Here is a 26,186-nt window from a genome sequence, read left to right as displayed (position 1 = left end):
AAACGATCGTTTTCACTATGGACGTAATGTAGCCGCCGGCCCGAGCCCGGTTAACGTTACTAGTCGTTGGCTATGCTGCGTGTCGAAGCGGCAAGCGTGTCGCTGAACTCGGCGCTGCTATGATGCCCGCGCGGCGTTTGCCAAACGCTGCGCCGCCCGGCGCGCGACATCGACGGCCGCGACGCCGCGATACGCCGCCATGTGGGTCGCGCCCTCGAACAGTAGTTGCATCGTCTCGACGAGTTCGTCGTCGTGCCGGCCGATCTCGGCGACGACGATGTCGCCAATCCGGTCCCGCAGGCGCTGCTTGTGGCGTTCCATCGCCTCGGCGATTTCCGGCACGTCGCCGCCGGTTTCCCCCCAGGCGCGCAGGAACAGGCAGCCCCGCACGGCCTCCTGGGCCAACCAGGTCTCCAGTGCACCGAACAAGGCATCGATGCTGTCCTCTTCCACCAAGCGATGGAAGCGGCGATCCCGTTCGTTCAGAACGGCCGCGATCAGGCCGTTCTTGTTGCCGACGTGCTTGTAGAGCGTGCGGCTCGAGATCCCCGCGCCCTCCGTCAGCCTGTCCATGCCGGTGGCGTTAAAACCGTGACGGTCGAAGAGCTGCTCGGCGGTCTCGAGCAATCGTGTGCGAATATCCATATCCGCAGTGTAAAACGATCACTTTACACGTGCAAGCCGAGGCCCAAACAAAACGCCCCGCGTCGTTTATTTGTTAAATTGATGCACCAGTTCACTTTTGCCACCTATAACGCCGATATTCCGGTCTTCGGGAGCGCGGAGTGGTTTGTCGTATTGAGTGTTGAAGAGAATCAGGGCCGACTCGTCAAAAAAGGAGCGAAATGGCATTGCCATGACACAAAGTGACCTTCAAGAAGTCATCGCACGCGGCGAAGACAGCCGCCACCAGTTCAAGCGCGACGTTACCAATGCGGATGGTCTTGCCGCCGAGCTGGCGGCCTTTGCCAACAGTGGCGGTGGCTGGCTGTTTCTGGGCGTGAACGACGATGGCTCGATTGCGGGGCTGGATGGTGTGGCGGTTCGGCGGTTGAACCAGTTGCTGGGCAACGCCGCCTCTCAGCATGTGCGCCCGCCGGTGCATCCGCTGACCGAGAATGTGCAGACGGAGCAGGGGCTTGTGGTGGTGGTTGAAGTGCCTGATGGATTGGCCAAGCCTTATTTGGACAATCAAGGCCGCATCTGGGTCAAGCAGGGCTCGGACAAGCGGCATGTAACTTCCCGGGAGGAAATGCAGCGCATGTTCCAACGATCCGGGCTGGTTTACGCCGATGTGGTGCCGGTGGCGGGTACTTCCATCGAAGATATCGATGACAAGGCCTTTACGGCCTATTTCGATCGTCGCTACGGAGAAAGCGATGAGTTCTCGGGCCTGACTCGGGAGCAGTTGCTGCAGAACCTGGGCTTGGGCGATGGCAGCGAGCTGAACCTGTCGGGGCTAATGCTGTTTGCCCGCACCCCCCAGCGCTGGCGCTCGGCATTTGAAGTCAAGGCGGTGGCCTTCCCCGGCACCGCGCTGCACGATACCCGCTACCTGGATAGTGAGGACATCAAGGGCACTTTGCTGGAGCAGTTCCGGGGCGCTTTCGCTTTTATCAAGCGCAACCTGCACCATGTGCAGCATGGGCGCAGCTTCAATACGTTGGGTGAGCTTGAGATCCCCGAAACAGCGTTGGAAGAACTGCTGGTCAACGCCCTGATCCACCGGGATTATTTCACCAGCGCCTCTGTACGCCTGATGGTCTTTGCCGACCGGGTGGAGATCGTTAGCCCTGGCCACTTGTCGGATAGCTTGAGCCCGGCAGATATTCGCCGAGGCAAGACCATTCGCCGCAATCCTACGCTCACCGAGCATGCCTCTCATATCCTGCCTTATCGAGGCATGGGCAGCGGCATACCCCGAGCACTTCAGGCATGGCCGCGGATTGATTTGGTGGACGACGCGTCGGGCAATCAGTTCAGCGCAGTGGTATGGCGGCCAGAAGCAGAATGGCGCTCTGACGCAGAGGCCCCACCAGTCACCGGGGAAGTCACCGGGGAAGTCACCGGGGAAGTCACCGGGGAAGTGATGCGACTACTCTCGGTCTTGCAGGGCGAAATGAAGCGCTCGGAGATGCAGGCAGCGCTTGGGCTGAAACATGAAGATCACTTCCGGGAAGCCTATTTGCGTCCGGCGCTGAAGGCAGGCGCCATTGAAATGACGATTCCGGACAAGCCCAATAGCCGTTTGCAGAGGTACCGGCTAACGGCCGCTGGCAAAACCTGGCTGCAGCGCCGCAGCGATAATAACGAGTAGCTTGCTGAATCTGACAAAACGCCCCCGCGCCGTTTATTTCAACATCACGGCGCGGGGGCGTTTTGTCAGTGGTTAGTGCGGGGCGTCAGTTGCTGGACTGCGTGCGCGGCAGAACGTTGAGGGCCTTGAGCAGGTTGAGCGCTTCGCCTAGCTGGTAGTCGCTTTCGGCGAGTGAGGCGCCTTGTGGTTCGTTTTCGGCCTGGCCGTTGATGTTGCGCAGGTGATTCTCGAGATCCGATTCGCGGATGTTGAAGCCATTGCCTTCAGCGACTTCGAGGCGACCACGCACCACTTCGATATCCGGCGCGATGCCCTGGGCCTGGATCGAGCGGCCATCCGGCGTGTAGTAGAGCGCGGTGGTCAACTTCAGGCCGTCGCCGTTGGGGAGCGGCAGTACCTGCTGCACGGAGCCCTTGCCGAAGCTTTCGGTGCCCATCAGCACGGCGCGCTGTTGATCCTGCAGGGCACCGGCGACGATCTCCGCCGCCGAGGCGCTGCCGCCGTTGATCAGCACGACCATGGGGACATCCGGGGCGATGGTCTGGGAGGAGGCCGAGAAGCGCATGTCGCTGTCCGGCAGACGGCCTTCGGTGTAGACGATCAGGCCGCTGTCGAGGAACAGATCGGCGACGTCGACGGCGCTGTCGAGCACGCCGCCGGGGTTGTTGCGCAGATCGAGCACCAGGCCTTTGAGCTTGCCCTCTTCGCGCAGCGCGGCGATGGCGTCGCGGGCTTGCTCGCCGGTGCGGCTCTGGAATTGACTGATGCGCAGGTAGCCATAGCCCGGGGCGAGCATTTCGTGCTTGACGCTCTCGGTCTGGATGGTCTCACGCGTCAGCGTGACCTCGCGTGGCGCATCCTCGCCCTGGCGCAGGATGGTCAGTTGCAGTTCTGTGCCCTCTTTGCCGCGCATCATGTCCACGGCCTCCTGCAGCGACAGGCTCTCGGTGGGCGTATCGTTGATGAGCAATATGCGGTCTTGGGCTTGGAGGCCAGCGCGAGCCGCTGGTGTTCCGTCAAGTGGGGAGATGATGGTCAGCTGCCCATCTTGTATGCCCACTTCGATGCCGACGCCGCTGAATTCACCTTCAGTGGTCTCACGCAGGGCCTGGAAGGCCTCCTTGTCGAGATAGGCGGAATGCGGGTCGAGCTCGCCGAGCATGCCGCGCATGGCGTTGCGCATCAGGGTGGTGTCGTCGACTTCATCGACATAGGCGCGCTTGATGCGCTCGAAGACCTCGGCGAAGGTCTGCACGTCTTCCACGGGCAGGGCGTCGTTGTCGGCCGACGGCTGAGTGCTCTGTTGGGTACTGGGCTGGGTGCTCTGAGATTGAGTACTTTGCTGGGCATGCGCCGGCAGGGCTAGCGCACCGATCACCAGGGCCATGCCCATTGCTAGAACGTGACGAACGATGAAACGCGGACGGGATTGGCTTGCGGTCATGCTGTCTCCACAACGCGGCGGAACGGGCTCGTGTTGGCTGGCCCCAAGGGGGGCAACCGGGGCGGGGCGAAGGCGAACCCACGCGCGCCGAAGGCCCAGCATAGCCTTTATGGGTCGGCGCAATCCAGCGTGACACATGTTCAGCGTCGGGCGATCCAACTGCTGGGGTCGATGGGGTCACCGTTCTCGCGGACCGCGAAATACAGCGCTGGCGATTCGCGGCCACCGCTGTCGCCAACGGCGGCGATGGTGGTACCGCGCTCCACGTGTGCGCCGACCCTGACATCGAAGCGTTGCAGGTGCGCGTAAAGCGTCATGATTTTATCACCGTGGTCGATGATCACGAGGTTGCCGAAGCCACGCATCCAGTTGGCGAAGACGACGCGGCCGGCATGTACGGCAGTGACTGGGGTGCCGGCCTCGGCGCCGATGACAATGCCGTTGCGGTCGACGCCGCTACCATTGCCGTAACTGGCGAGGATGTCACCCTGCACGGGCCAGGGCAGCTCGCCCTGTGTCTGTTCGATATCCGTGGAGGGCGGCGCCTGGTCGAGTCGCTCGAGCCTGTCACGCATTTGGTCGAGCAGTTGCTCGGCATCCTCGCGATTATCGTTGAGCGCGGCCAGCTTGGCTTGCTGGTTGGCATAGCGCTGTTTGTACTTCGAGAGGATGGCCTCGCGCTTGCTGCGCTGGGCGGCCAGCGTCTTGCGGCGTTCGGCCAACTCGCTGGCCAGGCTGTTCAGGCGCTTCTGGTGGGACTGCAGTGCGCTTTGCGTTTTGTCGAGCTGGTCCTCGAGCTTGGCCAGGTCATCGAGACGCTGTTGACGCGCCTGATTGAGATGATTGAGGTACTGCTGAAGGCGATCCAGCCGCGCGGGGTCGGTCTGGTTGAGCAGCAGCTTGAGCTGTGGCGTAGGGCCGAGTCGGTATAGCGCGTTGAGCTGCGTGGCCAGGGCGGCGCGTTGCTGGCGGCGCTCCTCCTCGAGGGTCTGGCGTTGCTGCTTGAGCTCGGCGACCTCCTGGTCGAGCTGGTCCTGCTCACGCTGCAGACTGGTTAGCCGCTGTTGGGTCTTGGCCAGTTGGGTTTCCACCTCGCGCAATGCGCGCTGGGCTTCGTCGCGTGAGTCGCGCGTGCCTTCGAGGCGCGATTGGGCCTGCTGGATGTTCTCCCCCAGCGCTTCGAGTTGACGGCGTACTTCCTCGGGGGAGTTCTGTGCCCAGGCGCCGGGCGTGCCCAGCGACAGCCACCCACACGAGATCGCCATGGCACATGCCATGGCGATTCGCTTGCTGGACGTGGGCGCGTTCATACGCCGACTCCGCAATATACGCACACCTATCAGGGGGTATCCACCAGCACGCGGCCGGTCATTTCCTTTGGAATCGGCTCGTGCATCATGGTCAGCAGGGTCGGTGCCAGATCGCATAGGCTGCCGTCGTCCGCAAGGGTGGCGTCGGCGCGCGGCGTGACGTAAACCAGCGGCACCTGAAAGGTCGTATGCGCCGTCTGCGGGTTGCCCGTTTCGGGATGCACCATCTGCTCGGCATTGCCGTGGTCGGCGGTGACCAGGCATTCGCCGCCCGCGCGTTCGATGGCGTCGATCACCCGGCCTAGGCAGATATCCACCGCCTCGATGGCCTTGACGGCAGCATCGAAGTCGCCGCTATGGCCGACCATGTCGCCGTTGGCGTAGTTGCACACCACCAGATCGAACGTGCCCGCGTCGATGGCTGCGACCAGCTTGTCGGTGAGCTCATAAGCGCTCATCTCCGGCTTCTCGTCGTAGGTCTTGACGTCCTGCGGCGAGGGGATCAGCTCACGAGTCTCACCGTCGAACTCATCCTCACGGCCGCCGGAGAAGAAGAAAGTGACGTGGGCATACTTCTCGGTCTCGGCGATGCGTAGCTGTTTCAGGCCGCGCTTGGCGACGGTCTCGCCCAGCGTGTTGACCAGGTCGGTGGGCGGAAAGGCCACCGGCGCCGGAATGTTCGCGGCGTACTCGGTGAGCATCACCAGCCCTTCGTGGGCCAGCTTGGGCCGTGCCTGGCGGGTGAAGCCGCTGAAGTCGTCTTCGGCGAAGGCGCGGGTCAGCTCGCGGGCGCGGTCGGCGCGGAAGTTGAGGAACAGCGCGGCGTCGCCATCGGTCATGCGCACTGGCTCGCCGTGCGGGCGAATGCTGGTGGCGGCGACGAATTCGTCGGTTTCGTCACGCTCGTAGGCGGCGTCCAGTCCGGCCTCGGCGCTGGTGGCGACCTGCTTGCCTTCACCCTCGACAATGACGCGATAGGCTTGCTCGACACGGTCCCAGCGATTGTCGCGGTCCATGGCGTAGTAACGGCCGACGATCGAAGCGACGTAGGCGTTGTCGGCGCCGAACAGCTCGGCGAGCCGCGCGTTGGCACGTTCCAGCGAGGCGCGGGCGCTCTTGGGTGCGGTGTCGCGACCATCGAGGAAGGCGTGCAAATAGACGTGCTTGGCGCCGCGCTCGGCGGCCAACGCGGCCACGGCGAGGATGTGATCCTCGTGGCTGTGCACACCACCGGGCGAGAGCAAGCCCAGCAGGTGCACGGCGCGGCCGGCGGCCACGGCGGCGTCGATGGGCGCGGTCAATGCGGTGTTGGCAGCCAGCTCGCCGTCTTCGATGGCCTTGGTGATACGCGTGAAGTCCTGGTAGACGATGCGCCCGGCGCCGAGGTTCATGTGGCCGACTTCGGAATTGCCCATCTGGCCGTCGGGTAGCCCGACGTACTTGCCATCGGTGTGCAGCAAGGCGGAGGGGTAGCGTTGTTTCAGCGCGTCCATGACCGGCGTCTTGGCCGAGTAAACGGCGTTATGCCGAGTGTCATCGTTCTGGCCGTAGCCATCGAGGATCAACAGCGCAACGGGCCGGGGACGTTGGGTGTGGGTATCTGCCATAACATGCCTCGCGGGAATCTGATGGGCGTCGCATCGGCGCATCCGGCCGATGACCCCATGAAGCGGCAGTGCCGCTGGGGGTTCGCGACTCACGTCTCCTTGCGGCATCATAACGCAGTCACGGCAGAGCGTCAGCCGCGTCGGCGGGGCCGGACGCTCGCGCATGGCTCATGTATACTAAGGCGCCCGCCGGGGCATGCGGCGTGCGCCGAGCGCACACGACGCCGACAGACACACAACGAGAGTTATCCGCACTCATGATCGATCAGTTATTCGAATTCGTGCAAAACCATCTGCTACTGTCAGGCGCTTTTCTGGTGGTACTGGTGGCATGGATCGCCTACGAGCTGAAAGGCTCGAACAGCGGCGTCTCGACGTCCGAAGCCACCTCGCTGATTAATCACGAGGACGGGCTGTTTCTGGATATTCGCGAGGTCAAGGACTTCAAGGCGGGACATATCGCCGGCGCGCGCAATATTCCCCAGGGCCGTTTGGGAGATCGCCTCAAGGAACTCGAGGACTACAAGGAAAAGCCGGTGGTAGTGGTGTGCAAGCACGGCCAGAGTTCCGGTGCCGCCGTGGGGCAGTTGACCCAGGCTGGCTTCACTCGTGCGACCAAGCTCAAGGGCGGTATGACCCAGTGGCAGTCCGATGAGTTGCCGGTGGTACGCAAGTAAGCACAATACAATGGCGGGGCGGCGCACGCCGGGCCCCGCGTCTCATGCATAGATAAGTCAAAGGAAGTGCAACATGGCGGAAGACAACAATCAGGCCGCTCAAGGTGGCAACGACACGCAGAACCAGCTGCAATTTTCCATGCAGCGCATTTACGTCAAGGACGTCTCCTTCGAGTCGCCCAACTCGCCGAGCGTGTTCCAGAATGCGTTCAAGCCCAAGGTGGGGCTCGACCTCAACACCACCAGCGAGCAGGTCGGTGAAAACCTCTACGAGGTGGTGGTCAAGGTAACGGCGCAGGTCACCAACAACGAAGACGACGCTACCGCATTCCTTGCCGAGGTAGAGCAGGCGGGTCTGTTCCACATCGCCGGTTTGAGCGCCGATCAGCTCGATCACACCCTGGGCGCTTTCTGCCCCAACATGCTGTTCCCCTATGCGCGCGAGTGCATCGACAACCTGGTCAATCGCGGCAGCTTCCCGCCGCTGATGCTGTCACCGGTCAACTTCGAGGCGATGTACGCCCAGAAGAAGAAGCGCGAAAGCGAAGCCGCCGAGAACGTGCAGTAAACGATGGCCGGACCGCGCATTCATGTGGCGGCCACGCTGGTCGCCGCAGCGGAAGTCACCTTGCCCGAAGGTGCCTCACGCCATGTGGCGGGCGCGTTGAGGCTGCGTGAAGGCGCGGCGCTGCGCTTGTTCGATGGCGAGGGGCTCGAAGCCGAGGCCGACATCGTCAGCGTGGGGCGCCGCGAGGTATGTGTGCGGGTCACCGCCGTGACCGAGGGCGGCGCCGAATCGCCGCTGGCGGTGCACCTCGGCCAGGCGATCTCCAAGGGCGATCGCATGGATTATGCGATCCAGAAGGCGACCGAGCTGGGCGTCGCGGCCATCACCCCGCTTTATACCGAGCACGGCGACGTGCGCCTCAAGGGTGAGCGCGAAGCCAAGAAACTCGCCCACTGGCAAGCCGTCGCAATCAGCGCCTGCGAGCAATGCGGGCGCAGCCGCGTGCCCACCGTGCACCCCCCACAAACGCTCAGCGCTTGGCTGGCGGCACGCGACGAAGCGCTACGCCTCGTCCTGCATCCCGCCACCGACACCGCCTGGCAACACGCCAGCGACATTACCCGCGCCGCACTCCTCGTCGGCCCCGAAGGCGGTTTATCCCCCACCGAAATCGACGCCGCCTACACCGCCGATTTCACCGCCCTCACCCTCGGCCCCCGCATCCTGCGCACCGAGACCGCCCCCGTCGTCGCCCTTACGCTGTTGCAGCATTATTTTGGGGATTTGGGGTAAGCGCCGCAATTTAATTGGATGCTATTTTCCACGGAATCGGTGGCGGCATGATCCGTTCGCCATCGAATTCTGGCACATCGCCAAAGCGGTCGCTGCCGAATTCCCATTCCTTTTGGGCTTCGGCGATCTCGGCTTTGCTATGGCCGACGAAGTTCCACCAGATGAAGATGTCTTCATGCAGCGGTTCGCCGCCGAGCAGTAGCACGCGTGTGCCGCTTTCCAACGCGAGTGTGATCTCGTCGAGTCCGCTGCCGAGGTAGGCCATCTCGTTGGCGGTGAAATGGTCGCGCTCTATGGTGAGGCTGCCTTCAAGCACGAGTACGCCATATTCGAAATCAGGGCGGGCCGGGAGGTGGAGCCGGAGGGTGTCGGTGCTGACGAGGTCGAGGCCGAGAAGCGATGAGAAGGTGAGCGTCGGCGCCTTGTGGTCTTGGAACTCGCCCACCAGCAACGTGGCGTCTGCGCCCTGTTCGGACCAACGCGGCAATGCGGGGTAATGATCGAAGCGTGGCGGAGTATGGCGCTCGGCGTGGGGCAGGGCAATCCACAGCTGGGCGGCGTGCAATTGACCGGATTCGGGAATGGATTCCTCTGTGTGGGCGATACCCCGGCCTGCCGTCATCAGGTTGAGTTGGCCTGGCCGAATGCGCTGCGTGTTACCCAAGCTGTCGCGATGCATGACCTCGCCAGCCAGCATCCAGGTAAAGGTTTGCAGGCCGGTGTGCGGATGCGGGCCGACACGCATGCCCTGATCGCCGATAGAAAAAGTTGCCGGACCGGCATGGTCGAGAAAGCACCAGGCGCCGATCAGCCGGCGACCTTTCTGGGGTATCACGCGGTTGACTGGGATGCCGCCAACATCCGCCGTGCGTGCATTCAGGTGCTGGATCAGCCGGTGGCCGTCTACCACGGGGCACTCACGTGAGTCGTAGAGTCGGGGGCGGTTCTCTGTGGTGCTCATGGCGGAATCTCCTGCGTATGCTAGCGGAGGTTGCCGCCACTGCGCGTAGCGGTGGCGGCAGGGTCGGCGTGGGTAAGGTTCAGCCTTTCAGGGCCGCATCGCGGCTTTGAATCAGGTTCGAGTAGTGGGGCAGGTGTTTGGCCAGAATGCCGCCAAAGCCCTCGATGTCGTTGCGCCAGTCGCGATGCAGTTCACAGGCCGCCGAGAACCAGTTCATCAACTGTACGCCGGCCTGGGACATGCGATCCCATGCAGCCTCGCGCACGGTCGAGTTGAAGGTGCCCGAGGCATCGGTGACCACGAAGACCTCGTAGCCCGCTTCACGCGCGGCCAGCGCCGGAAAGGCGACGCACACGTCCGTCACCACGCCGGCGATGAGCAGCTGCTTTTTGCCGGTGTCCTTGATCGCCTGGACGAAGTCCTCGTTGTCCCAGGCGTTGATCTGACCGGGGCGAGCTATGTAGGGCGCGTCGGGGAATTTTTCCTTCAACTCCGGCACCAGCGGGCCATTGGGGCCGTCCTCAAAGCTGGTGGTGAGGATCGTCGGCAGATCGAAGAACTCGGCGATGTCGGCCAGGGCCAGCACGTTGTTCTTGAACTCGTCCGGCGTGAAGTCGCGGACTAGCGACAACAGGCCCGCTTGATGATCGATCATCAGCAGGGCGACATCGTTCTTGTCGAGTCGTTGGTAGGAATAAGCCATTGTGCACCTCTCTATCGTGGAAAAGGGCGAGGCGCCCGCTTGGGGTGTCCCGCCGGCCATTGGGCGGTCCCGTGACCGCCCAAACCCTTTACGAGGCCGTACCGAGCTGCCCGGTCTGGAATTGGCGAAGGGAGTCTTCAATCTCGGCGCTCGAGCTCATGACGAAGGGGCCGTAACATCGTGGTGTGCCCCTCGGGGATCGTGAGAGTGGCCGCGCCGTCTCGCTTCAAGCGTAGATCCCAAACGTTGATTGGGCTGTATGTGTGCCGAATCGGTGTTGTAAGGGAATCGCCGATTTATACGCCAAACCCCGCCACGGCCTTTGCTCGCGTTGCCGGGCGGCGTCATAATGAGGACATATCTCTCGTCAGTGGTCGCCATCATGTCCCGTTCCCAAGATCCTTCTCCACGTTCATCCGCCACCGGGCAGCGTGCGTCGAGTGCGACGCGGCCACCCTTGGGGCGTATTGGCGAGGTGGCGTATCTCAAGGTCGTGGCGGTCAATACGACCGGTGCCTTTCTCGATTGGGGCCAGCCCAAGGATGTGTTGCTGCCGTTCGCCGAGCAGCGCTTCCGCCCCGAGGTCGGCAAGCGGGTGTTGGTGATGCTCTACGAGGACGCTCAGGGCCGGCCGGTTGCGTCGATGCGTCTGGATCGCTTCCTGGCCGATGAGGCGCCGAAGATGACGGCCGGTGACCGCGTTGCGCTGGTGGTCGCCGAGCGTACCGACCTGGGCTTCAAGGCGGTGGTCGATCATCGCTATTGGGGCTTGCTGTACGCCGATGACATCATCCATCCGCCTCGGCGCGGCCAGCGGCTGACCGGTTATATCAAGCGCGTGCGCGAAGACGGGCGTCTCGATCTGGCCATGCTGCCGCCTGGCGAGGCGGGGCTCGATGTGGTCGGCGACAAGGTGCTGGAGCTGCTGCGCTGCCACGGCGGGTATGTGGCGCTGGGCGACAAGACACCCGCCGCCGAGATCAAGGCACGCATGGGCGTGAGCAAGAGCGCCTTCAAGCAGGCGGTGGGGCGGCTCTACAAGAAGCGGCTGATCACCATCGAGGAAGAAGGCATCCGGCTGACGCGCGAGGCGATAGACGCACATCAGTCCAACTGACGCGCCGGTGGCGCCTTGGTCTTCCGCTGGTCGCTGCGGCATACTGCGCGCATTCATTCCTAGCCTGGAAGACCGATCATGAGCGAGCGCGCCTTGAAGCTCGGCGTGGTGATGGACCCCATCGCCGATATCGCCTACAAGAAAGACACCACCCTGGCCATGCTGTGGGCCGCTCAGGAACGCGGCTGGTCGCTTTATTATCTCGAGCCGGAAGACCTGTACCTGGAAGGCGGGCGCGCTATGGGCCGTATGCGCGCATTAGAAGCATATCGTGACCCCGAGGCGTGGTATCGGCTCGAGGAGGTGCAGGCCGCGCCGCTGGCGGAGCTCGACGTGATCCTGATGCGCCAGGACCCGCCGGTGGATGACCACTTCCTCAACGCCGTGCATCTGCTGGGCTTCGCCGAGCGCGAGGGCGTGCTGGTGGTCAATCCCACCCAGGCGCTTTTGACCAGCAATGAGAAACTCTTCGCCCAGCAGTTCCCGCACTGCATTCCGCCCTCCGTGGTCTCTTGCCACGATGCCGTCTTGCGTGACTTTCATGCCCAGCACGGCGATGTGATCTTCAAGCCGCTGGACGGCATGGGCGGTAACGGCATCTTTCATATCACGCCGGAGGGCCGCAACCTGGGCTCGGTCATCGAGCAGCTCACCGAGCGCGGAACGCGCCAGATCATGGCGCAGCGTTATCTGCCCGAGATCAAGGCCGGCGATACGCGGATCCTGCTTATCGACGGCGAACCCGTGCCCTATGGTCTGGCGCGGATTCCCAGCGCCGGCGAGACACGTGGCAACCTGGCGGCCGGCGGGCGTGGCGAGGCCCGCGAGCTCACCGACCGCGATTACTGGCTCATCGAGCAGGTCAAACCGGCGATCCTCGACAAGGGCCTGATCTTCGTCGGGCTCGACGTAATCGGCGATTACATCACCGAGATCAACGTCACCAGCCCCACCTGCGTGCGCGAGATCGACGCTCAACGCGGCACCGATATCGGTGGACTATTGATGGACGCCATTGCTCGGCGCTTCTGAGCGCCGCTTGTCATCCCGCGATGGCGAGGTTCGGCAAGGGCAGTGATACAATCGCTGCGAAAAGCACCAATTTCGGCGTAAGCGAGAGGCGGGACGCGCCTCGACGCCCGGGAGGCTCATGCAAAGCTTGAAGCACCATTTTTTGCTGGCGATGCCACATCTCGATGACCCCAATTTCAAGGGGACGTTGACCTATATCTGTGACCATGATGACAACGGCACCATGGGCGTGGTCGTCAATCGTCCCATGGAGTTGACGCTGGACGCCCTGCTCGAGCAGCTCGAGTTGGATGCCTCGGAGTGCCCCTGTCGCGACACCCCGGTCTACTACGGTGGGCCGGTCCATAAGGATCGCGGTTTCATCCTGCACCGCGGCTCGAACTTGCCCTGGGATTCCAGCCTGCAGGTCGCTGACGACCTCGCCCTGACGACCTCCATGGATATGCTCAAGGCCATCGCCGAGGGCCGGGGCCCTGACGACTTCATCGTCTGCCTGGGCTGCACCGCGTGGCAGGAAGGCCAGCTCGAGGACGAGCTCAAGCAGAATACCTGGCTGACGGTAGAAGGCGACGCCTCGATCCTCTTCGATGTCCACTCGGAGCAGCGCCTGAACGCGGCGGCGGGTATCTTGGGTGTCGATTTGAATCTGATGACGCGCGAGGCGGGGCATTCCTGATGGCCGAGGCAGGGCAGCGGCTGGTACTGGCCTTCGATTACGGCACGCGGCGCATCGGCGTGGCGGTAGGTAACGAAATGCTGGGCAGTGCCACGGCCCTGGCGCCGCTGCCCGCGCGTAACGGAATTCCCGATTGGCAGCAGATCGGCCAAATGCTCAAAGAATGGCAGCCGGATCTTTTGGTCGTGGGGCTGCCGCTCAACATGGACGGCACCGAGTCGGACATGAGCCGGCGCGCGCGCAAGTTCGGTAATCGCTTGCATGGGCGCTTCGGCAAGCCAGTGGAGGTGTTCGACGAGCGCGGTTCGACGCGCGCCGCCAAGCGTATCGCCCGCGACGCCGGGCATCGGGGCAACTATCGCGATGACGGCGTGGATGGCATCGCCGCGCAGTTGATCCTGCAAAGCTTCTTCGCCGATGACACCTTCCTGCACCGCATGCCGTAAACGCCCGCGACCGGCCAGGGCCGGTCGCGGGGTGCGTTAGCGATGCATTCTTGCTGATTAACTCTCCAGATTCAGCTCCGGCGTGGGGCGGCTGAAGCCACGCGTCAGCCAGGTCAACCACGCCAGGCCGCACAACAGCCACGCACTGCCCAGCATGATCGCCAGGTGATCCAGGCTCATCATCAGCCACAGGATCGCGCCCAGACCGATCAACGGGCAGATCAGGAACCACAGCGTATCCATCCCGCTGCGGCGGCGTTCCTTCAGGTAGTAATGGAAGATCACCGAGAGGTTGACCAGGGCGAAGGCCAGGAAGGCACCGAAGTTGATGAAGGACGCCGCCGAGAGCACATCCATGGTCAGCGCCAGCAAGGCGACCAGGCCGCTGAATATCAGTCCGCCCAGCGGCGTTCCGAAGCGGCTCAGCTTGCCCAGCCAGCGCTTGGGCAGCACGTCGTCGCGGCCCATGGCGTAGAGCAGGCGCGCACCGCTGGCTTGCGCCGCGATGCCCGAGGCGAACTGGCCGACCACCAGCCCGATCAGGAAGATCGAGACGAAGATATCGCCGCCGATGTTGCGTGCGATCTCATAGGCGGCGGCATCAGGGTTGGCGAAGTCATACCCCGGTGCGGCGAGCTGCACGAAATACGACACCACGACGAAGATCAGCCCCCCGATCAGCGTGATCAAGAGGATGGCTCGCGGCAAGGTGCGCTGCGGGTCCTTGGTTTCCTCGGTCAGCGTGGTGACGGCATCGAACCCCAAGAAGGAGTAGCACGCCACGGCGGCGCCCGCCATCAGCACCGGCAGGGTCGCGGCGGAGTCGGCGCCCAGGAACGGCGTCAGGCTCCAGAAGGGTTGGGTGGGATCGCCCAGTACGTAATGCATGCTCAGCCCCACGAAGGCGATCAACACCAGGATCTGCACCAGCATCATTACGCTGTTGACCGCGCTGGCCAGCTTGAGGCCGAGGATGTTGATCGTGGTGGTGACGGCAATGAAGGCCAGCAGCCACAGCGGCGTGGGAATCGCCGGGAAGGCTGAGTGCAGATAGGCGGCGCCGATCAGCCAGATCACCATGGGCAGGAACAGGTAATCGAGCAGGATCGCCCAGCCAGCGATGAAACCCAGGCGGTCGTCGATGGCATTGCGCACGTAGGCATAGGCCGAACCGGCCACCGGAAAGGCGCTGGCCATGCGCCCGTAGCTGTGCGCTGTGAACAGCATGGCGATCAGTGCTGCCAGGTAGGCGCCCGAGACGGCGCCCTGCGTGGTGACGGCGAGCACCCCGAAGGTGCCCAGCACGATGATGGGCGTCATGTAGGCCAAGCCGAACAGCACGACCTGACTCAGGGAGAGGGTCTTCTTCATTTGGTTCATCGTCGCCTCCTGTTGTGGTTGTTGCGACTGTTTAATGGTTGTTGCGACTTTCGTGATTATTGCGACGGCCACTTGGTGGCCGGTAGCCGGCCGGAATTCGGGTTTAGAAGTGCCAGTAGCGGCCTCGTTCGGTGTCCTCGCGCCGGCCTTGCAGGCCGATACGGCAGTCTTTCAGGTAGTCGTAATCGCGCCGTGCGTCCGGCAAGCGCTGGGGATCGAGTTGCAATGTGGTGACGCTTTCCTCGCGACCGGCGCGAAACAGCGTCTCGCCGTCCGGGGCGACCAGCGAACTCTCGCCGGCGAAGGTCAGTCCCGCGCCTTCGCCAGCGCGGTTGGTCATGGCGACGAAGTAATGATTGTCCTGGGCACGTGCCTGGGCGGCGCGGGCATGCATGGGGCCGTAAGGGTCCATGTTGCCGTTGGTGACCAACAGCAGGTCGCAGCCGAGTTGTCCCAGTGCGCGTGCGGGCTCGGGAAACTCCAGGTCGTAGCAGATCAACAAGCCGACCTGCAGGCCGCGCCATTCGACGCAACCCACGCGATCGCCGGGGGCGACGAGGTCGCGTTCATCGGGCCATAAATGCGCCTTGCGGTAGCGCAGCGCGATGCCGTCCTCCGGGGTGATCAAGACGGTGGTGTTGAAGACCTGTTCGCCATCGCGCTCGAGAAAGCCCAGGGCGAGCGCGGTGTCGTGCTCGCGGCTGGCGGTGATGAGCGTGGCGAGCTCATTGCCGTCGAGGGTCAGCGTGCGGTCGTCGACGTGGCCGGGTTCGGCAAAGCCGGTGAGGTGGGTCTCGGGAAATACGATCAGCGACGTCTCGGGGGCGGCGTCGCGTAGACAAGCCAGGGTGCGCGAAAGGTTGTAGGCGATGTCGCCCTCGCGGCCGGCCAGTTGTGCCAAGGCTATCTGCATGCAAGACTCCGAAGCGTCATTGTGGCTGTGCGGTCATTCGGATGCCCCTTCAGTATCCGCGATCACACAGGCATGACCATTCCCCGGTGGGGTTACCCCTTGGGGGTGAGCGAGGAGAGCGAGATGACGAGCGACGCGGACGATAGCGGGCAAGCGCCGGCACCGAGCGCCCTGGAAAGCGTGGCCTGGCACCGTGCCTTCGGAGCCCTGACGGACAAGCTGGATGGCGCTAATTTCTGGCTGGCCACGGTGCGTACCCTGGGGCGCTACGTCGACTTCGATACTTGGGTGGCGCTGATCTTCCACCATCGCCAGCCGCCGCGCATCCTCGCGGAAAGCGACGAGGACGACGGCGCCGACGAGGCGCTGTTTCAGGATTATCAGCGCGGTCTGTATCTGCTCGACCCGTTCTATATCGATGCCCGCGACCACGCGCGTGCCGGGTTGTACACGCTGGCCGACGTGGCGCCGCAGTGCTTTCAGAATACCGAGTACTACCAGCGTTATTTCCAGCGCAACATCGTCGCCGACGAGGTGCAGTTCAACTGCCCCCTCGATGGCGAACGCTCGCTGTGTCTATCGCTGGGGTCGACGCGGCCTTACTCGTCCCAGGCGCTCGGCCTGCTGAGTCTGGTACAGCCGTGGGTGCTGGCACTGATGCGCCAGCGCATGCATTTCGAATTCGAGCACGAAGAGAGCTCGCCGCCGGGGCCGCACCCATGGCATCCCTCGCCCCAGGCGCCGCGCGAGCTGGAGTCCCATCAGACGCTAACCGAACGTGAGCGCGAGGTCAGCCAACTCATGCTGGGCGGCAGCTCGACCAAGGAAATCGCCCGGCGGCTGGTGATCTCGGTGGAAACCGTTCGTGCCCACAAGAAACATCTTTACGCCAAGCTGGGCATCAACTCCCAGTCCGAGTTGTTTGCGTTGTTCTGGCAGGCGCGCCGCTAACCTAAGCACGTATCAGGCTGACGCCCCCAGTCTTAGAGGGTGCGATCATCCACCCCATAGGCCGGCGGCACGAACCAGCGCACGTCCTGAGCATCACGCTCGATGTAATCCTCGACCTGCAGCAGGTTGGCGAAGATCGCCATGCGCACAGGGATGCCGTTGTCGGCCTGGCGGAAGATGGCCAGGCGCGGGTCCCCGTTGAGATCGACATTGAGGTCGTTGGCGCCGGGGCGGCTGTCGCGCGGCAGAGGATGCATGACCACCGTGGTCGGCGAGCAGCGCTGGTCGAGGAAGGTGCGGTCAACGATGAAATCCTGGGACATCCCCGCGAAGGCTTCCGACATCTCCTCGGTGAAGCGTTCCTTCTGAATACGCGTGGTGTAGATCACGTCGAGATCGCCGAAGTCGTTGGCCAGGCTTTCGCGCTGTTCGACGCGATGCCCCCGCGAGGTGACCAGGTCGATCAAATGACGCGGCATCTCAAGACCCGGCGGCGAGACCAGCGTGATGCGCAGCGGCCCGAACAGCGATAGCAGCTTGATCAACGAATGCACGGTGCGGCCATGCTTGAGATCCCCGGTGAGCAGGAAGTGCGCGCCTTCCAGGCGTTTGCCCAGGCGCGCGAATTCCTTCTCGATGGTGTACAGATCGAGCAGCGCCTGGCTGGGATGCTCGCCGGGGCCGTCACCGCCGTTGATCACTGGTACTTGGGTCGCCTCCGCGAACTTCGCCACCGCGCCCTGGTCAGGATGGCGCAACACGACGGCGTCGACATAACCGCCCATCACGCGGCTGGTGTCGTAGAGAGACTCGCCCTTGGCCATCGAGGAAAAGGTGAAACCGGTGGTGTCGCAGACGCTGCCGCCGAGACGCGAAAAAGCCGCGTGAAAGCTGATGCGGGTACGCGTACTGGCTTCGAAGAATAGATTGCCGAGTACCGCGCCTTCGAGCACACGGGTTACCTTGCGCCGCTGGGCGAAGGGTTCCATGCGGCCGGCGAGTTGCATCAGGTGCTCGACGTAATCGCGTGACAGGGAATCGACGGAAAGCAGGTGGGAACTCATCGGTAGCCTCGCAAGTGGCGCAGGGGATCGCTGCGCGTAGTGTACGCATACGCGCCGCTGGCTTCATCCGCTGCGTGTGTCGATCGGTGCGCTTCGCTTGGCCTGGGCGGGAACGACTTCTATGGTAATGAATGCCATATCCCACCATTCAAGGAGCGAATGTCATGGGTGAGCAACATTTCCCCGCGCAGGAACAAGCCGATCAACCTGGTGATGAACACGCCATGCGACCCGAGCCCGAGTACATCCGCGATAGCTATCGCGGCACCGGCAAGCTCGACGGCAAGGTTGCCATCATCACCGGGGGCGATAGCGGCATCGGCCGCGCCGTGGCGGTGCATTTTGCCCGCGAGGGCGCGGATTGCGTCGTCGTCTACCTCAATGAAACGCATGATGCTGAAGACACCCGCTCACTGGTCGAAGCCGAGGGACGTGAGTGCGTCCTGATACAAGGCGATGTCGGTGACCCTGTGCTGTGTCGGCATGTGGTCGACACGACGCTGGCGAGCTTCGGTGCGCTCAATATTCTGGTCAACAACGCCGCCGAGCAATACGACTGGGATGACGTCACGCAGATTCCTGACGACCAGTTGCAGCGGACCTTCCAGACCAACGTGTTCAGCCATTTCTACATGGCCAAGCATGCGTTGCCGCACATGCACGAGGGCGACACCATCATCGCTACCTCGTCGGTCAATGCCTTCAAGGGCAACGACACGCTGATCGATTACACGGCGACCAAGGGCGCCATTCAAGGTTTGGTTCGCTCGCTGGCGATGTCACTGGTCGACCGCGGCATTCGCGTCAATGCCGTGGCTCCCGGCCCGGTATGGACGCCGCTGATCCCCGCCAGTTTCGATGAGGACAAGGTCGCCGGTTTCGGTGGGCAGGTTCCCATGGACCGCGCCGGTCAGCCCAGCGAAATAGGCCCTGCCTACGTCTACCTCGCCAGCGAGGAATCCTCCTATATGAATGGCCAGACGCTGCATCTCAATGGCGGGGTGATTCTTAATACCTAACGGTATGAACGCCCAGAGTAGCGTGGGCGCTCATGAGTCAGCGGCTGGGCGCCATGACCTGCTTCAATTCTTGATAGGCGGATAGGCCTTCCGGGCCGAGTTCACGGCCAATCCCGCTTTTCTTTCCACCGCCCCAAGCCGCTTGGGGCGGTGCCAGTTGGTCCATGTTGGTCCAGATCGACCCTGCGGAGAGTTGGCGGGCAATATCGGCCGCCTTTTCATGGCTTCCGCTGACGATGCTGGCCGCTAGCCCGAAGTCGCTGTCATTGGCGATGGCAATAGCCTCGTCGTCGCTGGCGAACTGGCGCGCGCAGAGGACCGGGCCGAATATTTCTTCCTTCCAGAGGCGGCTTTCGACAGGGACATCGCGAAACACCGTGGGTGCCACGAAAAAGCCCTGGCGAGGAACCTTACGATGTGACGCCTCGCGCACGGGGATCAGTCCCTCATCTTTCGCAAATGCCAGGTAGCGGCTGACTGCGTCGCGCTGCTTGTCGCTGACGAGGGGGCCTAGCGTGGTGGCTTCGTCGAGGGGGTCCCCCATGACGAGGGCGTCGATATGCTGGTTCAATGCGGCGTACAGGTCCTCGGCTAGGGCCTGGTGGACCAACAGCCGCGAGGTGGCTGAACATATCTGCCCCGCGTTGGCGAAAATACCGTTCATGACGAGATATGCCGCCTGCGCGATGTCCGCGTCCTCGGTCACGATGATGGGGGACTTGCCGCCCAGCTCGAGCGAGACATTGCGAACGCCGGTGGCCGCAGCGCGCATGACCGATTCGCCGGTCGGGTTGCTGCCGGTGAACGATATTTTGTCGACCCCTGTGTGTTGGGTCAGCGCCTCGCCAATGCCGGGTCCGTCGCCGTTGATTAGATTGAGGACGCCGGGCGGCAAGTCGATGGTTTGAGCAATGTCAGCAATCGCTTGCTCCGGAATCGGCACGACTTCCGAAGGCTTGAAAACCACGGTGCAGCCGGCCGCCAGGGCAGGCGCGATTTTCCAGGCCGCCGTCACCAGAGGAAAGTTCCAAGGGGTGATCAAGCCCACCACACCGACGGGGTCGAAATAGCGCCGGACCTCGACGCCCGCGATCGATTGCGCGCTCGGCTCGCCCTGGCGGGCGTCCAGTTGCCTGGCGAGATTGGCGTAGTATCGGTAGCAAGCGATCGCATCGTCGACATCCAGTTGGCTCTCTGCCAGCGGCTTGCCGCCGTTGAGACTGATCGTTTGGCACAACGCGGTATGTTGATCGGCCAAGCCATCGGCCAGTCCCTCCAGATAGTGCCCGCGGGTCTCGCCCGATAGTCGTCGCCAAGCGGGCAGTGCTTGCCTGGCGGCGCGCACTGACGCGTCGACGTCACGAGCGTCGCCCGCAGTCAGCTTGGCGATGACCGTTTCCCGGTAGGGATCGATCACATCCAAGCAACGTCCGCCGTAACTCGAACGCCAGTGGCCGTCGATGAACTGTTGGCAAATGTCTCGCATACGAACTCCTCAGGATCGATAATCTGGCCGCTATTGAAATATTTTTCAATAGCGGCCAGTATAAAACCATCGACGCGTTTTTTGCTACTCGGCCATGACTGAGTCATTAACGTAAAAAATCATAATATTCAGCTTTCTAGCGAATGGAGCACCCATGTCCTCAGGTTTTTCTTCACGCGATCATGTCGAATGGGAAATTTCCTACCGTGTCGAATCGGGGCCTGGGGCCATTGCTGCTTTAAATGCTTTTTTTACTCAGCATCAGATAAAGCGGCCACTGATCGTGACCGACCCAGGCTTTGCAAAGCTCGATCACTTGAGTCGCTTGAAAGCGCAGTTGGCCGAAGCAGACATTCTCTGCTCGCAGTACGATGCGATTCACGCCAATCCATCCGACGAAGATGCTCTTGCGGCCGCAAATAGCTACCGTGAACATGGTGCCGACGCTATCATCGCCATCGGTGGCGGAAGTGCCATGGACGGCGCCAAGGGTGCGGCATTGATTGCCAAGCAGAGCCGCTATTCGCTGTGGGATTTTGATTACAATCATGCAGCGCCGACGGACCTGACACGTGACGATTTCCCGCCGTTGATCACCGTGCCGACCACGGCGGGTACGGGCGCCGAGGGCGATAGCACCGCCATGCTCATCGATGCCCGACGTGGTACCAAAGAGTGCGTTCATCATCCCCTGGCACGCCCGCAAAAGATCATTCTCGACCCTAATTTCACGCTTGGATTGCCTGCGAATCTGACGGCATGGACGGGTCTGGATGCTCTGACACATGCGCTGGAATCTTACCTCGTGCCGATGTTCCACCCGATGTGCGATGGTGCAGCGCTTCAAGGGTTGGGATTGGTCTGGGAAAACCTCGAGGAGAGCGTTGAGAACGGTAGGAACCTAGAAGCTCGCAGTAATATGTTAACGGGCTCTTTTTTGGCTGGAGTCGGTTTTCTAAAAGGGCTGGGATTGGTGCATGCCATCAGCCATATGGTCGGTGCCGCTTGCCATACGCATCATGGAATGACCAATGCCATCCTGCTGCCTATCGTCATGCGCTTCAACCGGCCTGCCCTCGAGCAAAAGTTACCTTCGATCGCTCATGCGATGAAGCTCCGAGATTGCCAATTCGAGACCTTTCACGCAGCCATCTGTTCGATGCTGGATAGGCTGGACATCCCCAAAGGCCTTTCCGGTATCGGGGTGTCGCACGAGATCGTCGACACCATCTTGGATTCGGTCGAGGGCGATCCCGCTTACGCGACCAATCCTGTGCCTTGCCCAAGAGAAACATTGGCGGCGCTGATTCACGAGGCCATTGATGCCGCACGCTGACGGCATGGGTTTTATCAACCACGATCCGAGAGGAATCATTATGACAAAAATCGTCAAGATACTTTGCACAGCGCTGCTGGGTTTGAGTCTGCCCATGTTGGCCCAGGCGCAATCGGCACCGATTCGCATGGTGGTGCCGCCCTGGCCTGGCGTGACAGTTAAAACGGAAATACTGTCACAGCTTCTGGATACCCTTGGCTACTCATCAAAGCAGATCGAGATGGGCGCCACCGTCGGCTACAAGACGATGGAAACAGGAGATAGTGACATCATGCTGGCGGGGTGGATGCCGGCGCAGAAAGAGAGCTACGACGCAGCCATGAAAGCCGGCGCCATCGTCGATGTTGTGAATAATGTCTCAGGTGCAAGAATGGGGTTTGCGGTGCCGGGTTATGTCTATGATGCGGGTATTACCAGTGCCGAGCAGTTGGACCAACCCGAAAATCGCGAACGCTTTGGTGCGGAATACTACTCCATAGAGAGTGGCGCCCAGGCGAGCATTATGGTCCACGATGCGGCGGACGCCGATACCTATGGCCTCAAAGATTGGGAGATTCTCGACTCATCGACTCCCGGCATGCTGTCCGAGGTCGATGCGGCCTATAATGATAAGCAGTGGATCGCTTTCTACGGCTGGACGCCGCACTGGATGGCGATCAAGTACGACATGCATATCCTGGACGACCCCGAAGAAGTTTACGGTGAGAATCAGGGGCGTAGCGAAGTGCGCACGATCGTGCGTACGGGGTATGCCGAAGAAAACGCCAACATCATGCAATTGCTGAAACAGTTTAAGTTGACCGCTGATGAGCAGAGCCAATTCATTAGCGCTTATAGCCTCAATGAACGCCCCAAAACTGAAGTGGCACATGAGTGGCTCGTTCAGCATCCTCAGCGCGTCGCGGAATTCCTCAAAGGAATAAAAACACGCGATGGTAAGTCCGCTCAGAAAGCTTATGAAGAGAGCTTCCGCTAAATAATGGCCTAATCTCGAAGTAGGCGCTCAGCGATGTGCAAGGAATCCTGCAGCGCCTCTTCGACTTTGAAAGCCTCGGGGTCAAGTGCCCACTCCAACCAATAACCGTCCACCAGTGCTGTCAGAATTCGAGCGACTCCCTTGGAGTCGATAACACGCCCTTCTTCGATGGCGATGGCCTCGACGAGAGATTGCATCTCCTCCCGATACTCTTCGTAAAGCTTACGGTTGAGCCTCGCTAGACTGGGCGTTGCTACCGCTGCGCTCCAGAAGCCTACCCAGGACGCCAGTACCTGCCGGTTGAAGATCTCGCTCTTGAAGGCTGAACGAATCATGAGCGTCAGCCGCTCACGTGCGGAGCACTCCAATGCGGCATCGCGCTGGTCGCTCTCCCGGCGCAGTTGCTCGGTGAGCTCCTGGTAGGCCGCCAGCATGAGCGATTCCTTGGATTGAAAGTAGTGACTCACCAAGCCTATGGAGGCGCTGGCCTCACGTGCGACGCGGGTCATCGTTGTACCGGCATGGCCGTAGCGCGTCACACATTTGAGTGTCGCTTCTATGATCGTCCGCTTGCGTGTTTCGGGTTCAATACGCTGGCGCTGCTTGCTAATTTTCTCGATTCCCACTGTTGGTTTGCAGAGAGGGCATTATACAGCATGCGATTTCCCTTGATCGTGGGCGGCGGCAAGGTCGCTTCGTCAGTCGGCATCGCTCGGCAGCCGCCCACCCAGTTGCGCCGTGATCTCGCGGGCGGCGCGGCTGACCAGGCCGCCGAGTTCGACGAGGCGGGCTTCGGGAATGCGCGCGGCGGGTCCGGAGACCGAGATGGCGGCGAGCGGCAGGCCGTTTTCGTCGTGCAGCGTCGCCGCCACGCAGTTGAGGCCGATGGCATGTTCCTCGCGGTCGCAGGCGTAGCCCTGACGGCGGATCTCGCCGAGGGCGTCGCGCAGGCGGGCCGGGGTGTCGAGGGTGTTGGGCGTGACCTTGTCGAGCCCGCGCGTGTGGAGGATGCGCTCGACCTCGTCGCGCGGCAGCCAGGCGAGCAGCGCCTTGCCGACGCCCGAGGCATGCAGCGGCGCGCGCGACCCTAGCCGCGTGATCATGCGCATCATCTGCGGCGACTCGCTCTGCGCGAGGAACACCGCCATGCCGTGATCGCGAATGCCCAGGTTGGCGGTTTCCTCGGTCTCCGCCGTCAGCTGATGCAGGAAGGGCCGGGCGGTGGCGACGAAATCGCGCGCCTCGAGGAAGGCGTTACCCACGCGGAATGTCTTGGCGTCGATGTGCCACACGCCCATCTCTGCATCTTGGGCGATGAAGCCCTGCTGATGCAGCGCCTGCAGCAGGCGGTGCGTGGTCGACGGCGCCAGGCCCACGACTTGGGCGATATCGGAAAGAGCCAGCCCGCCGGGCGCGGCGGCGAGGCCTTCGAGAATACTCAGGCCCCGCACCAACGATTGACTGTGGCCGCTGGTGGCTTTGCCGTTACCCGCGGGGCGTCCGACCGACTTACGTTTGCTTTCCGTCACGCCAGGCTCTCTCTCAAGGAACATTCATGGAAAATTCTTCCATGAATGCCGAGGTCTCGCCAGCCCACCAAAGGCGCACGCCTTTGCTTACCACAGACGCATGCCTTAACTCAGGCGGTATGGGCGTCCAGGCGTAGCCGGGCGATACGGTGGATCTGCGCAATGGCGGTACGGCGTTCCTCTTCTGGGGTATGCGCGAGCCGGGCCTCGAAGGCATCGAGAATCTCGCGGCGATGGTAGCCTTTGACGGCCATGACGAAGGGAAAACCGAAACGCGCCTTGTAGGCGGCATTCAAACGCTCGAAACGGGCGAGTTCCTCCGGCGAGCACTGATCGAGCCCCGCGCCGGCCTGCTCATGGGTCGAGGCATCGGTCAGGCCGCCATCCAGCGCGACCTTGCCGGCCAGGTCGGGGTGCGCGCGAATGACCTCGAGCTGGTCCTCGGGCGGTGCCGCGTCGAGCATTGCCGCCATGGCCTCGGCAAGACCCTCAGGAGTGTCGTGATGGGACGCGAGGCCACTGTCCCACACCGCCTCGGCGATCCACGGGGAATGTTCGTAAATACCGCCGTACGCTTCCACGAAGGCTGCGCGATCGAGCGTCGTGGGGCGCGGCGAGAGCAAGGGTTGGCGCATGCGCGTCTCCTGATGCTATGTTGGTCGCAGTCGTTGTATACAAAATCAGGGTAAGGTGTGACGATGCGCGCGTCCATTCCATCTCATTGCCCGTTCCACCGTGTCATGCCGACCGCAAGGAGCCATCATGGGTTATCTCACCACGCACGTACTGGATACCGCGCGGGGCTGTCCCGCCAATGGCGTGCGTCTGACGCTTTACCGACTCGATGCCGATGCCCGCCAGACGCTGGGCGAGTTCGTGACCAATGATGATGGCCGCTGCGAAGGTCCGCTTCTCGAAGGCGAGGCATTTCGCGTCGGCGAATACGAGCTGGTCTTCGAGGCCGGTGCGTACCTCGACCGCCTGGAGGGCGCCGCATCAGGTCCGCGCTTCCTGGGTAGTATCCCGATACGTTTCGGCATCGACGATGCGGATGCTCACTACCATGTGCCGCTGCTGTTATCACCGTTTGGCTATTCCACCTACCGTGGTAGCTGAAGCGTGGCCGGCAATGCGATGATCAGCGCAAACGTATTCGGGAGCCGTGAATGAGCGAGTCACGTCGGGCGCATGCCGCCAAGCAAACGCGTCGCAACGAGGGCAAGGCCGGCGACGGGGCGCAGCGTCATGACGCCATCTACCGCGCGATCAGCGACGCCATCATCGAGCACCGCCTGCAGCCCGGCGCGCGGCTGCGTGAGGACGCCTTGTCGGAGGTTTTCGGCGTGAGCCGCACCGGTATCCGCAAGATCCTGCAACGCCTGGCGCTGGAGCATCTCGTCACCCTGACGCCACGACGTGGCGCGAGCGTCTCCCGGCCCACCGCCGAGGAGGCACGCGATGTCTTCGCCGCCCGCCAACTGGTGGAATGCGAACTGATGGCGCAGATAGCGTCGCGTGTCACCGAGCATGATCTTAAGGCGCTGCGCGACTGCGCCAAACGTGAGCGCCAGGCGCTCAAGGCCGGCAAACAGAGTGAGGCGATCAAGCTCTCGGCGGCCTTCCATAATCAATTGGCCGAGCTGGCGGGCAACGCCACGCTCAGCGAGTTCGTAGGCCGCCTGTGTTCGCGCTCGTCGCTGATTCTCGCCGTCTACGGCAACACCGGCCATCTCGGCTGCGAATCCCACGATCACGACGAACTGATCCGACACCTGGAAAGCGGCAACGCCGAACGTGCCCGCGCCTTCATGCAGCGCCACCTCAAGGCCATCGAAGCTTCGCTCTCCATCGCCGAGGCCCCTGAAGAAACGCCGGACCTGTACGCCATCTTCGATGGCACTCCGGCGTAAGCCCCCGTCGTCTCGACGGGGGCTTCGTAGCA

General features: G+C 62.5%; 27 protein-coding genes. 14 read left to right on the top strand and 13 right to left on the bottom strand.

Going from position 1 to position 26,186, the window contains the following annotated elements; genetic code table 11:
- Positions 1 to 117: 117 nt before the first annotated feature.
- On the bottom strand, positions 118 to 627 hold the full coding sequence (locus RVY79_RS04910) for a helix-turn-helix domain-containing protein (protein ID WP_317462916.1): 510 nt from the start codon (positions 625 to 627) through the stop codon (positions 118 to 120).
- Between the two features lie 229 nt (positions 628 to 856).
- Between RVY79_RS04910 and RVY79_RS04905 the strand changes: the two genes are divergently transcribed.
- The gene (locus RVY79_RS04905; RefSeq protein WP_317462915.1) at positions 857 to 2,317 is read left to right on the top strand and encodes a Fic family protein; all 1,461 of its coding nucleotides are present in this window, start codon (positions 857 to 859) and stop codon (positions 2,315 to 2,317) included.
- Positions 2,318 to 2,402: 85 nt separating this feature from the next.
- Here the strand turns inward: RVY79_RS04905 and RVY79_RS04900 are convergent, their stop codons facing one another.
- The 3 genes from RVY79_RS04900 to gpmI all read right to left on the bottom strand — a co-directional run bounded on the left by RVY79_RS04900 (position 2,403) and on the right by gpmI (position 6,678).
- Positions 2,403 to 3,761: a S41 family peptidase gene (locus tag RVY79_RS04900; RefSeq protein ID WP_317462914.1), complete on the bottom strand. Its 1,359-nt coding sequence runs from the start codon at positions 3,759 to 3,761 to the stop codon at positions 2,403 to 2,405.
- A 140-nt stretch (positions 3,762 to 3,901) separates the two neighbouring features.
- Positions 3,902 to 5,071: a murein hydrolase activator EnvC family protein gene (locus RVY79_RS04895; RefSeq protein ID WP_317462913.1), complete on the bottom strand. Its 1,170-nt coding sequence runs from the start codon at positions 5,069 to 5,071 to the stop codon at positions 3,902 to 3,904.
- A gap of 29 nt (positions 5,072 to 5,100) precedes the next feature.
- Positions 5,101 to 6,678 (bottom strand): 2,3-bisphosphoglycerate-independent phosphoglycerate mutase, encoded by a 1,578-nt coding sequence (gene gpmI / locus RVY79_RS04890; protein WP_317462912.1) that lies wholly within the window; start codon positions 6,676 to 6,678, stop codon positions 5,101 to 5,103.
- 257 nt (positions 6,679 to 6,935) lie between these two features.
- Between gpmI and RVY79_RS04885 the strand changes: the two genes are divergently transcribed.
- From RVY79_RS04885 to RVY79_RS04875, 3 genes are all read left to right on the top strand, one after another.
- Positions 6,936 to 7,355: a rhodanese-like domain-containing protein gene (locus tag RVY79_RS04885; protein WP_317462911.1), complete on the top strand. Its 420-nt coding sequence runs from the start codon at positions 6,936 to 6,938 to the stop codon at positions 7,353 to 7,355.
- 73 nt (positions 7,356 to 7,428) lie between these two features.
- Positions 7,429 to 7,923: a protein-export chaperone SecB gene (gene secB, locus RVY79_RS04880; protein WP_317462910.1), complete on the top strand. Its 495-nt coding sequence runs from the start codon at positions 7,429 to 7,431 to the stop codon at positions 7,921 to 7,923.
- A gap of 3 nt (positions 7,924 to 7,926) precedes the next feature.
- Complete coding sequence (locus RVY79_RS04875) at positions 7,927 to 8,655, top strand: 16S rRNA (uracil(1498)-N(3))-methyltransferase (RefSeq protein WP_317462909.1); 729 nt, start codon at positions 7,927 to 7,929, stop codon at positions 8,653 to 8,655.
- 10 nt (positions 8,656 to 8,665) lie between these two features.
- On the opposite strand, the gene RVY79_RS04870 is transcribed toward RVY79_RS04875, so the two are convergent.
- The gene (locus tag RVY79_RS04870; protein ID WP_317462908.1) at positions 8,666 to 9,616 is read right to left on the bottom strand and encodes a pirin family protein; all 951 of its coding nucleotides are present in this window, start codon (positions 9,614 to 9,616) and stop codon (positions 8,666 to 8,668) included.
- Between the two features lie 79 nt (positions 9,617 to 9,695).
- Positions 9,696 to 10,319, bottom strand: coding sequence for an isochorismate family cysteine hydrolase YcaC (ycaC, locus tag RVY79_RS04865; RefSeq protein ID WP_317462907.1), 624 nt, complete (start codon positions 10,317 to 10,319; stop codon positions 9,696 to 9,698).
- 382 nt (positions 10,320 to 10,701) lie between these two features.
- Between ycaC and RVY79_RS04860 the strand changes: the two genes are divergently transcribed.
- From RVY79_RS04860 to ruvX, 4 genes are all read left to right on the top strand, one after another.
- Positions 10,702 to 11,436: a S1 RNA-binding domain-containing protein gene (locus RVY79_RS04860; RefSeq protein ID WP_317462906.1), complete on the top strand. Its 735-nt coding sequence runs from the start codon at positions 10,702 to 10,704 to the stop codon at positions 11,434 to 11,436.
- A gap of 78 nt (positions 11,437 to 11,514) precedes the next feature.
- Positions 11,515 to 12,468 (top strand): glutathione synthase, encoded by a 954-nt coding sequence (gshB, locus tag RVY79_RS04855; RefSeq protein ID WP_317462905.1) that lies wholly within the window; start codon positions 11,515 to 11,517, stop codon positions 12,466 to 12,468.
- Positions 12,469 to 12,586: 118 nt separating this feature from the next.
- Positions 12,587 to 13,144, top strand: coding sequence for a YqgE/AlgH family protein (locus RVY79_RS04850; RefSeq protein WP_317462904.1), 558 nt, complete (start codon positions 12,587 to 12,589; stop codon positions 13,142 to 13,144).
- A complete protein-coding gene (gene ruvX / locus RVY79_RS04845) occupies positions 13,144 to 13,590 on the top strand; it encodes a Holliday junction resolvase RuvX (protein ID WP_317462903.1) in 447 nt (148 codons plus the stop codon). Before RVY79_RS04850 ends, ruvX begins: the two co-directional genes overlap by 1 nt.
- Positions 13,591 to 13,647: 57 nt before the next feature.
- Here ruvX and RVY79_RS04840 read toward each other — a convergent pair whose 3' ends face one another.
- Positions 13,648 to 14,970, bottom strand: coding sequence for an APC family permease (locus tag RVY79_RS04840; RefSeq protein WP_317462902.1), 1,323 nt, complete (start codon positions 14,968 to 14,970; stop codon positions 13,648 to 13,650).
- Between the two features lie 103 nt (positions 14,971 to 15,073).
- Entirely contained in the window at positions 15,074 to 15,883 is an 810-nt protein-coding gene (locus RVY79_RS04835) for a carbon-nitrogen hydrolase family protein (protein ID WP_317462901.1), read from the bottom strand.
- A gap of 123 nt (positions 15,884 to 16,006) precedes the next feature.
- Here RVY79_RS04835 and RVY79_RS04830 point away from each other — a divergent pair, with 123 nt between their 5' ends.
- Positions 16,007 to 16,834, top strand: a complete 828-nt coding sequence (locus tag RVY79_RS04830; RefSeq protein ID WP_317462900.1) for a response regulator transcription factor — start codon at positions 16,007 to 16,009, stop codon at positions 16,832 to 16,834.
- Between the two features lie 32 nt (positions 16,835 to 16,866).
- Here the strand turns inward: RVY79_RS04830 and pyrB are convergent, their stop codons facing one another.
- Positions 16,867 to 17,898 (bottom strand): aspartate carbamoyltransferase, encoded by a 1,032-nt coding sequence (gene pyrB, locus RVY79_RS04825; protein ID WP_317462899.1) that lies wholly within the window; start codon positions 17,896 to 17,898, stop codon positions 16,867 to 16,869.
- Positions 17,899 to 18,062: 164 nt separating this feature from the next.
- Here pyrB and RVY79_RS04820 point away from each other — a divergent pair, with 164 nt between their 5' ends.
- Positions 18,063 to 18,917 (top strand): SDR family oxidoreductase, encoded by an 855-nt coding sequence (locus RVY79_RS04820; RefSeq protein ID WP_317462898.1) that lies wholly within the window; start codon positions 18,063 to 18,065, stop codon positions 18,915 to 18,917.
- Positions 18,918 to 18,954: 37 nt separating this feature from the next.
- Here the strand turns inward: RVY79_RS04820 and RVY79_RS04815 are convergent, their stop codons facing one another.
- Positions 18,955 to 20,403 carry an aldehyde dehydrogenase family protein gene (locus tag RVY79_RS04815; protein ID WP_317462897.1) on the bottom strand — a complete coding sequence of 483 codons (1,449 nt, stop codon included), beginning with the start codon at positions 20,401 to 20,403 and terminating at the stop codon, positions 18,955 to 18,957.
- 154 nt (positions 20,404 to 20,557) lie between these two features.
- Between RVY79_RS04815 and RVY79_RS04810 the strand changes: the two genes are divergently transcribed.
- Positions 20,558 to 21,739 carry an iron-containing alcohol dehydrogenase gene (locus tag RVY79_RS04810; protein ID WP_317462896.1) on the top strand — a complete coding sequence of 394 codons (1,182 nt, stop codon included), beginning with the start codon at positions 20,558 to 20,560 and terminating at the stop codon, positions 21,737 to 21,739.
- Positions 21,726 to 22,715 carry an ABC transporter substrate-binding protein gene (locus RVY79_RS04805; RefSeq protein ID WP_317462895.1) on the top strand — a complete coding sequence of 330 codons (990 nt, stop codon included), beginning with the start codon at positions 21,726 to 21,728 and terminating at the stop codon, positions 22,713 to 22,715. The genes RVY79_RS04810 and RVY79_RS04805 overlap by 14 nt, the downstream gene beginning before the upstream one ends.
- A gap of 8 nt (positions 22,716 to 22,723) precedes the next feature.
- Here the strand turns inward: RVY79_RS04805 and betI are convergent, their stop codons facing one another.
- The 3 genes from betI to uraD all read right to left on the bottom strand — a co-directional run bounded on the left by betI (position 22,724) and on the right by uraD (position 24,879).
- Positions 22,724 to 23,341 (bottom strand): transcriptional regulator BetI, encoded by a 618-nt coding sequence (gene betI, locus RVY79_RS04800; RefSeq protein WP_317462894.1) that lies wholly within the window; start codon positions 23,339 to 23,341, stop codon positions 22,724 to 22,726.
- Positions 23,342 to 23,413: 72 nt separating this feature from the next.
- Complete coding sequence (locus tag RVY79_RS04795; protein ID WP_317463233.1) at positions 23,414 to 24,244, bottom strand: IclR family transcriptional regulator; 831 nt, start codon at positions 24,242 to 24,244, stop codon at positions 23,414 to 23,416.
- Positions 24,245 to 24,354: 110 nt separating this feature from the next.
- Complete coding sequence (gene uraD / locus RVY79_RS04790; protein ID WP_317462893.1) at positions 24,355 to 24,879, bottom strand: 2-oxo-4-hydroxy-4-carboxy-5-ureidoimidazoline decarboxylase; 525 nt, start codon at positions 24,877 to 24,879, stop codon at positions 24,355 to 24,357.
- A 127-nt stretch (positions 24,880 to 25,006) separates the two neighbouring features.
- Between uraD and uraH the strand changes: the two genes are divergently transcribed.
- A complete protein-coding gene (gene uraH / locus RVY79_RS04785) occupies positions 25,007 to 25,360 on the top strand; it encodes a hydroxyisourate hydrolase (protein ID WP_317462891.1) in 354 nt (117 codons plus the stop codon).
- 50 nt (positions 25,361 to 25,410) lie between these two features.
- On the top strand, positions 25,411 to 26,154 hold the full coding sequence (locus RVY79_RS04780; protein WP_317462890.1) for a GntR family transcriptional regulator: 744 nt from the start codon (positions 25,411 to 25,413) through the stop codon (positions 26,152 to 26,154).
- The last annotated feature ends 32 nt before the right edge of the window (positions 26,155 to 26,186 follow it).

Source organism: Chromohalobacter sp. HP20-39 (assembly GCF_033052815.1).
In the GTDB taxonomy this organism is placed as follows: Bacteria; Pseudomonadota; Gammaproteobacteria; order Pseudomonadales; family Halomonadaceae; genus Chromohalobacter.
Note: the sequence above shows the minus strand (reverse complement) of the source record. Positions and strands in the feature narration are given on the sequence as shown.